The following is a 3128-nucleotide window of genomic DNA, read 5'->3' as shown; positions in this document are numbered from 1 at the left end:
CCTTTATTCTGTAAAATTTAGAATTAGAGAGAGGATAATATTTACAGTATGGTAGCAACTCGTTCCGATTTAAATATACCTGGCTTAGAAGCCGAATACAGTCAAAAATCACCACGGGAAATTCTCAAATTTGCCCTGGAACACTTCGATAATATGGCAATTTCCTTTAGTGGTGCTGAGGATGTTGTCCTAGTTGATATTGCTTCAAAAATTACTAAAGACTTCCGAGTTTTTACTCTCGATACTGGACGTTTACATCCAGAAACCTATCAGTTTTTGGATGAAGTCAGAAAGCATTATGGTATTAAAATAGAAGTGATGTTTCCCGATGCTGCCGAAGTACAAGCATTGGTGGAAGAAAAAGGCATGTTTAGTTTCTACCAAGATGGACACAAGGAATGCTGTGGGGTACGCAAAGTTAGACCGCTGCGTCGCAAACTCAATACCCTGGATGCTTGGGTAACTGGACAACGTAAGGATCAAAGTCCTGGTACTCGTGCTGGAATTCCTGTAATTGAAGCTGATAGCGCATTTTCTACCCCGGAACATCAATTGATTAAGTTTAATCCTTTAGCAAATTGGTCTTCCGCTCAAGTGTGGGAATATATTCGCGCTTTAGATGTACCATATAATAAGTTGCACGATCGCGGTTTTGTTAGTATCGGTTGCGAACCCTGCACAAAGGCTATTTTACCTAATCAGCACGAACGGGAAGGACGTTGGTGGTGGGAAGAAGCGACTCAGAAGGAATGCGGTTTGCATTCTGGTAATTTGCAAAAGTAAATTGCATTCAACAAATTAAATAGGGTGCGATCGCACCCTATTTAGATATTTAAGTCGGATATAAGTCTGTTTATGAATCTATCTCACGCAGAGTCGCAGAGAGAATAAAAAAAGAAATACTTGGCAAAATATGTATAGACAGCAAAAAGCGCTTGGACGTGTGACCGTGTTTCCACTCCAAGCGCTTTCTGTTTCTCAACTTACTCCTCACACCATTGGAATATAGCATTAACTTGTAATTAGAACAAGTATCTCTAGTGACACTTCTTGAAGCGGCACAATAAAAAAAGGGAAAACAAAAAGCGCTTGGACGTGTGACCGTGTTTCCACTCCATGCGCTTTTTGTTATTTCAACTTACTCCTCACACACAAATATAGGATATCGCGGGTTGGGGGAAAGAGCAAGTATCCTCAGTGACAGTTTTTAAATTGGGCATTGGGAGTTGGGAGTTAGGAGTTAGGAATTAGGAGTTAGGAATTAGGAGTTAGGAATTGGGAGTTAGGAATTAGGGGTTGGGAGGTACAGTCAATCAATCCAAAAGTAATAATACATAAAGCTTTTTTACTCTGATTTCTATACTTCTGATTACTGCATTCCTGACAAACCAATTGCTTCCTAATGCATAAAGTGGCGAATTCCGGTGAGAACCATGATGATACCGAGTTCATTTGCGGCTTTGATGGAATCTTCATCCCGCAAACTACCACCTGGTTGAACTATTGCTGTAATTCCTTTTTCAGCAGCAGTTCGCACGGAATCATCGAAGGGGAAGAAACCATCGCTAGCGAGGAATCCACCTTTTGCCTTTTCTGCTGCTTGTTCGAGGGCTATTTTTACCGAACCGACACGATTCATTTGTCCAGCTCCAACACCAATTGTAGTGCGATCGCAGGTGACAACTATGGCGTTAGATTTGACGTGTTTACAGACTTTCCAAGCAAATAGTAATTCTTCAAGTTCTGTTGGAGATGGCTTTTTATCGGTAACTAATTGCCATTGACTGGTGTCAGCAACGATATTATCGGCAGCTTGGACAAGAAAACCACCTGCGATCGCTTTAACATTTTCCGTTGTACCACTAGTTAAATCGGGTAATACTAAAACTCGCAAATTTGCCTTTGCAGCGAGAATTTCTTGAGCATCGCGATCACAACCTGGAGCAATGACGCATTCTAAAAATGTTTTTTTCAATTCAGTTGCAGTTGCAGCATCAATCGAACGGTTTAAGGCGACAATCCCACCGAAAGCGGAAATGGAATCAGCGTTAAAGGCTTTGGTATAGGCTTCATGGAGAGTATTTCCCAAAGCTGTACCACAAGGATTGGTGTGTTTGATGATTGTAGCTGCTGGTGTGTCGGTAAATTCGGCAATTATTTGTCTTGCAGCTTCCAAATCCACCAAGTTATTGTAGCTGAGTTCCTTTCCTTGGAGTTTTTCTGCTGCTGTCCATCCAGTTTGTGTAGTTCCTGTTTGATACCATGCAGCAGGTTGGTGGGGATTTTCTCCATACCGTAAAGCTTGAATTTGTTTACCTGATAATGCAAATATTTCCGGTAATTTTTCCTCTTCCCCGGTAACTGGGGTGAGTTCACTCAAATAAGCTGATATTGCTTGGTCATAACTGGCAGTGTGGGAAAATCCTTTTAAAGCGCACTTTTGGCGAAATTCTAAAGATGGATTGCCATTTTTTCGCAATTCCTGCAAATATTCACTATATTGATTCGGGTCACATAATACAGTTAAATTGGCAAAGTTTTTCGATGCTGCTCTGAGCATCGCTGGACCACCAATATCAATTTGTTCTACCGCTTCAGCTAATGTTACCCCAGCTTTGCCAATGGTTTCTGCAAATGGGTACAGATTCACCACAACCAAATCGATGGGACGAATTTGATTATTTTCCAAATCCGTGAGGTGTTCGGGAATGTCACGATTGGCTAAAATACCACCGTGAATCCGTGGATGTAGGGTTTTTACCCTTCCCCCCAAAATTTCCGGTGAACCCGTATAATCTGCAACTTTAGTCACGGGTAATCCCGCATCTTTTAAAGCTTTAGCTGTGCCTCCACTGCTGATTAAATCAAAGCCAAATTCTTCTACTAAACTCTTCGCTAGGTCGATTAAACCCGTTTTATTCGATACACTCAGCAGTGCTAGACTTGCCATAATTACCAAGCTTCCTTCGGTCAATATTAATGTGAGGACAGAAGAATATTCTACCGACATAGGGTAATGTAGTATTTCTTTTATTCTCTCTGCGTTCTCCGTGTCTTGGATAAGGGTATTTGAGTGCTACTTTCTAAAGACTGTATCCACTCGATTAATTTTTCTCGACTTTCACCCA

General features: G+C 41.3%; 2 protein-coding genes. One reads left to right on the top strand and one right to left on the bottom strand.

Going from position 1 to position 3128, the window contains the following annotated elements:
• Window positions 1-48 precede the first annotated feature (48 nt).
• Entirely contained in the window at window positions 49-783 is a 735-nt protein-coding gene (locus CK510_RS28555) for a phosphoadenylyl-sulfate reductase (protein WP_095724857.1), read from the top strand.
• A 616-nt stretch (window positions 784-1399) separates the two neighbouring features.
• Here CK510_RS28555 and purH read toward each other — a convergent pair.
• A complete protein-coding gene (gene purH, locus CK510_RS28550; protein WP_095724858.1) occupies window positions 1400-2950 on the bottom strand; it encodes a bifunctional phosphoribosylaminoimidazolecarboxamide formyltransferase/IMP cyclohydrolase in 1551 nt (516 codons plus the stop codon).
• Between the last annotated feature and the right edge of the window lie 178 nt (window positions 2951-3128).

Origin of the sequence: Brunnivagina elsteri CCALA 953, assembly GCF_002289455.1 — a bacterium.
Lineage (GTDB): Bacteria > Cyanobacteriota > Cyanobacteriia > Cyanobacteriales > Nostocaceae > Brunnivagina > Brunnivagina elsteri.
Note: the sequence above shows the minus strand (reverse complement) of the source record. Positions and strands in the feature narration are given on the sequence as shown.

Coding starts and splice junctions, on each gene's coding strand:
- CK510_RS28555 (WP_095724857.1), top strand. CDS start 49: ATGGTAGCAACTCGTTCCGATTTAAATATACCTGGCTTAGAAGCCGAA.
- purH (WP_095724858.1), bottom strand. CDS start 2,950: ATGGCAAGTCTAGCACTGCTGAGTGTATCGAATAAAACGGGTTTAATC.